We start from the raw sequence: 5,328 nt of genomic DNA, 5'->3' as shown, positions 1-5,328 counted from the left end.
GTAAACGCAGAAACCCCACCTTTTTGGGGTGGGGTTTCTGTTTGCTGCGGGGGAGCCTGACGATTACCTACTTTCACACGGGTAATCCGCACTATCATCGGCGTGGAGTCGTTTCACGGTCCTGTTCGGGATGGGAAGGGGTGGGACCGACTCGCTATGGTCATCAGGCATGACTTGTTGCTGCACTGCCCGTGGAGCAGTACAGCCAATCTGGAAGAAGTAGTTTCTGGTGATGCTCACCAGGGGTAAAGCGTTGGGCTGTGCTGTTTCTGGCACAACATCGATCTCAACCTGCGTGCTACCCCCTTCGGGGGTGGGATGCCCGTAAGTGCTGAAGCACTAACGATCATCGCAAAACACACCGGTTATAGGATCAAGCCTTACGGGCAATTAGTATCAGTTAGCTTAACGCATTACTGCGCTTCCACACCTGACCTATCAACGTCCTGGTCTTGAACGACCCTTCAAGGGGCTCGAAGCCCCGGGGATATCTCATCTTAAGGCGAGTTTCCCGCTTAGATGCTTTCAGCGGTTATCTCTTCCGAACATAGCTACCCGGCGATGCCACTGGCGTGACAACCGGTACACCAGAGGTTCGTCCACTCCGGTCCTCTCGTACTAGGAGCAGCCCCCTTCAAATATCCAGCGCCCACGGCAGATAGGGACCAAACTGTCTCACGACGTTTTAAACCCAGCTCACGTACCTCTTTAAATGGCGAACAGCCATACCCTTGGGACCGGCTACAGCCCCAGGATGAGATGAGCCGACATCGAGGTGCCAAACACCGCCGTCGATATGAACTCTTGGGCGGTATCAGCCTGTTATCCCCAGAGTACCTTTTATCCGTTGAGCGATGGCCCTTCCATACAGAACCACCGGATCACTATGACCTGCTTTCGCACCTGCTCGACTTGTCGGTCTCGCAGTTAAGCACGCTTATGCCATTGCACTATCAGCACGATTTCCGACCGTACCTAGCGTACCTTCGTACTCCTCCGTTACACTTTGGGAGGAGACCGCCCCAGTCAAACTGCCTACCATGCACTGTCCCCAGTCCGGATAACGGACCAAGGTTAGAACCTCAAACAAACCAGGGTGGTATTTCAAGGTCGGCTCCACGCAGACTGGCGTCCACGCTTCAAAGCCTCCCACCTATCCTACACAGATCGGTTCAAAGTCCAATGCAAAGCTACAGTAAAGGTTCATGGGGTCTTTCCGTCTAGCCGCGGGGAGATTGCATCATCACAAACACTTCAACTTCGCTGAGTCTCGGGAGGAGACAGTGTGGCCATCGTTACGCCATTCGTGCAGGTCGGAACTTACCCGACAAGGAATTTCGCTACCTTAGGACCGTTATAGTTACGGCCGCCGTTTACCGGGACTTCAATCAAGAGCTTGCACCCCATCATTTAATCTTCCGGCACCGGGCAGGCGTCACACCCTATACGTCCACTTTCGTGTTTGCAGAGTGCTGTGTTTTTATTAAACAGTCGCAGCCACCAGTTTATTGCAACCCCTTCACCCTTCTGGCGCAGGCCAGTCAAGCTACAGGGGCGTACCTTATCCCGAAGTTACGGTACCAATTTGCCGAGTTCCTTCTCCCGAGTTCTCTCAAGCGCCTTAGAATACTCATCTCGCCCACCTGTGTCGGTTTGCGGTACGGTCTTGTTAAACTGAAGCTTAGAGGCTTTTCTTGGAACCACTTCCAGTTGCTTCTTCACCGAAGTGAATGGCGCCACGCCCTTGAATTGCGCACCCGGATTTGCCTGAGTGCCTTCTCCAACGCAGCGACCGGGACTTCCAACACCCGGACAACCTTCCGCGATCCGTCCCCCCATCGCATTTAACAATGGTGCAGGAATATTAACCTGCTTCCCATCAGCTACGCATTTCTGCCTCGCCTTAGGGGCCGACTCACCCTACGCCGATGAACGTTGCGTAGGAAACCTTGGGCTTACGGCGAGGGGGCCTTTCACCCCCTTTATCGCTACTCATGTCAGCATTCGCACTTCCGATACCTCCAGCGCACTTTTCAATGCACCTTCGCAGGCTTACGGAACGCTCTCCTACCATGCACATAAATGTGCATCCGCAGCTTCGGTATATTGCTTAGCCCCGTTACATCTTCCGCGCAGGACGACTCGATCAGTGAGCTATTACGCTTTCTTTAAAGGATGGCTGCTTCTAAGCCAACCTCCTGACTGTTTTAGCCTTCCCACTTCGTTTCCCACTTAGCAATATTTGGGGACCTTAGCTGGCGGTCTGGGTTGTTTCCCTCTTGACACCGGACGTTAGCACCCGATGTCTGTCTCCCGTGATTGCACTCTTCGGTATTCGGAGTTTGCTATGGCGTAGTAATCCGCAATGGACCCCACAACCATGACAGTGCTCTACCCCCGAAGGTGATACACGAGGCACTACCTAAATAGTTTTCGGAGAGAACCAGCTATTTCCAGGTTTGTTTAGCCTTTCACCCCTATCCACAGCTCATCCCCTAACTTTTCAACGTTAGTGGGTTCGGACCTCCAGTACGTGTTACCGCACCTTCATCCTGGCCATGGATAGATCACCTGGTTTCGGGTCTACACCCAGCGACTGAACGCCCTGTTCGGACTCGCTTTCGCTACGCCTGCCCTAATCGGTTAAGCTTGCCACTGAATGTAAGTCGCTGACCCATTATACAAAAGGTACGCCGTCACCCCCTTGCGAAGGCTCCGACTGTTTGTATGCATGCGGTTTCAGGATCTATTTCACTCCCCTCCCGGGGTTCTTTTCGCCTTTCCCTCACGGTACTGGTTCACTATCGGTCGATCACGAGTATTTAGCCTTGGAGGATGGTCCCCCCATCTTCAGACAGGATTTCACGTGTCCCGCCCTACTTGTCGTACACCCAGTTCTTCCTCGCTGTTTTCGTCTACAGGGCTATCACCTGCTATGGCCGCACTTTCCAGAGCGTTCGACTAACAATGAAGATAAAGAGTACAGGCTGGTCCCATTTCGCTCGCCACTACTCTGGGAATCTCGGTTGATTTCTTTTCCTGCGGTTACTTAGATGTTTCAGTTCACCGCGTTCGCTTCACATGACCTATGTATTCAGTCATGGATGACCCATACGGGCCGGGTTTCCCCATTCGGATATCGGTGGATCAAAGCTCGTTTGCCAGCTCCCCACCGCTTTTCGCAGGCTACCGCGTCCTTCATCGCCTGTGATCGCCAAGGCATCCACCACATGCACTTGTTCGCTTGACCCTATAACGGGTGTGTCTCCTGCATGATCCACGGGGAATCATGCGCTCGCCACTCTCGCTACAGGTTGAGTATTCGTGTTGCGCCGTATTCCAAGGCAATCTTTCGATCACCTTTAAAATACATTGATACAATCACAACCCTGATTCACCTACTCACACACCCATCTCTAAGTATGCTTTCGTGAATCTCTTTACTACTTCTTCCTGATTGTTAAAGAACGACAGCCGATATAAAGCTCTGCTTCATATCACTCTGACTGGCTCAATCGCCAATGCCTGTTTCACTACACCGCAAACCTCTTTCAAGGTCCGCCGCAGTAAAACCGGCATTGAGGATTGGTGGAGGATGACGGGATCGAACCGACGACCCCCTGCTTGCAAAGCAGGTGCTCTCCCAGCTGAGCTAATCCCCCAGTCATACACAGATAAAAATCTCTATCCGCACTGCATACCCCGGGATCATCGATCAGCACACCAGACAAGACTTTGGTGGGTCTGGATGGATTCGAACCATCGACCCCCGCCTTATCAAGACGGTGCTCTAACCGACTGAGCTACAGACCCCTGAGTCTGTCCTAGATTTCACAGCCGATAAGCGTGAGCGCTCAACGCGATTGACACGTTAGCTCGAGAAAGGAGGTGATCCAGCCGCACCTTCCGATACGGCTACCTTGTTACGACTTCACCCCAGTCATGAATCCTACCGTGGTGACCGTCCTCCTTGCGGTTAGACTAGCCACTTCTGGTAAAACCCACTCCCATGGTGTGACGGGCGGTGTGTACAAGACCCGGGAACGTATTCACCGCGGCATGCTGATCCGCGATTACTAGCGATTCCAGCTTCACGCACTCGAGTTGCAGAGTGCGATCCGGACTACGATCGGTTTTCTGGGATTGGCTCCCCCTCGCGGGTTGGCGACCCTCTGTTCCGACCATTGTATGACGTGTGAAGCCCTACCCATAAGGGCCATGAGGACTTGACGTCATCCCCACCTTCCTCCGGTTTGTCACCGGCAGTCTCCCTAGAGTGCTCTTGCGTAGCAACTAGGGACAAGGGTTGCGCTCGTTGCGGGACTTAACCCAACATCTCACGACACGAGCTGACGACAGCCATGCAGCACCTGTGTTATGGCTCCCTTTCGGGCACTCCCACCTCTCGGCAGGATTCCATACATGTCAAGGGTAGGTAAGGTTTTTCGCGTTGCATCGAATTAATCCACATCATCCACCGCTTGTGCGGGTCCCCGTCAATTCCTTTGAGTTTTAATCTTGCGACCGTACTCCCCAGGCGGTCAACTTCACGCGTTAGCTACGTTACTAAGGAAATGAATCCCCAACAACTAGTTGACATCGTTTAGGGCGTGGACTACCAGGGTATCTAATCCTGTTTGCTCCCCACGCTTTCGTGCATGAGCGTCAGTATTGGCCCAGGGGGCTGCCTTCGCCATCGGTATTCCTCCACATCTCTACGCATTTCACTGCTACACGTGGAATTCTACCCCCCTCTGCCATACTCTAGCCCGCCAGTCACAAATGCAGTTCCCAGGTTAAGCCCGGGGATTTCACATCTGTCTTAGCGAACCGCCTGCGCACGCTTTACGCCCAGTAATTCCGATTAACGCTTGCACCCTACGTATTACCGCGGCTGCTGGCACGTAGTTAGCCGGTGCTTATTCTTCCGGTACCGTCATCCCCCACGGGTATTAACCACGAGGTTTTCTTTCCGGACAAAAGTGCTTTACAACCCGAAGGCCTTCTTCACACACGCGGCATTGCTGGATCAGGCTTTCGCCCATTGTCCAAAATTCCCCACTGCTGCCTCCCGTAGGAGTCTGGGCCGTGTCTCAGTCCCAGTGTGGCTGGTCGTCCTCTCAGACCAGCTACAGATCGTCGCCTTGGTAGGCCTTTACCCCACCAACTAGCTAATCTGCCATCGGCCGCCCCTGTAGCGCGAGGTCCGAAGATCCCCCGCTTTCATCCACAGATCGTATGCGGTATTAATCCGGCTTTCGCCGGGCTATCCCCCACTACAGGACACGTTCCGATGTATTACTCACCCGTTCGCCACTCGCCACCAGG

At 53.5% G+C, this 5,328-nt stretch carries 2 tRNA genes and 3 rRNA genes; all 5 read right to left on the bottom strand.

Annotated elements, in window-relative coordinates:
* Positions 1–54: 54 nt before the first annotated feature.
* Positions 55–168, bottom strand: a 5S ribosomal RNA gene (rrf, locus tag P0D73_RS45860).
* Between the two features lie 201 nt (positions 169–369).
* Positions 370–3,250, bottom strand: a 23S ribosomal RNA gene (locus P0D73_RS45855).
* A 336-nt stretch (positions 3,251–3,586) separates the two neighbouring features.
* Positions 3,587–3,662 (bottom strand) — tRNA-Ala (locus tag P0D73_RS45850).
* Positions 3,663–3,736: 74 nt separating this feature from the next.
* Positions 3,737–3,813, bottom strand: a tRNA-Ile gene (locus P0D73_RS45845).
* Between the two features lie 68 nt (positions 3,814–3,881).
* Positions 3,882–5,328, bottom strand: a 16S ribosomal RNA gene (locus tag P0D73_RS45840); the annotation flags it as partial.

Source organism: Paraburkholderia sp. RL18-101-BIB-B (assembly GCF_046026985.1).
Classification (GTDB): domain Bacteria; phylum Pseudomonadota; class Gammaproteobacteria; order Burkholderiales; family Burkholderiaceae; genus Paraburkholderia.
Note: the sequence above shows the minus strand (reverse complement) of the source record. Positions and strands in the feature narration are given on the sequence as shown.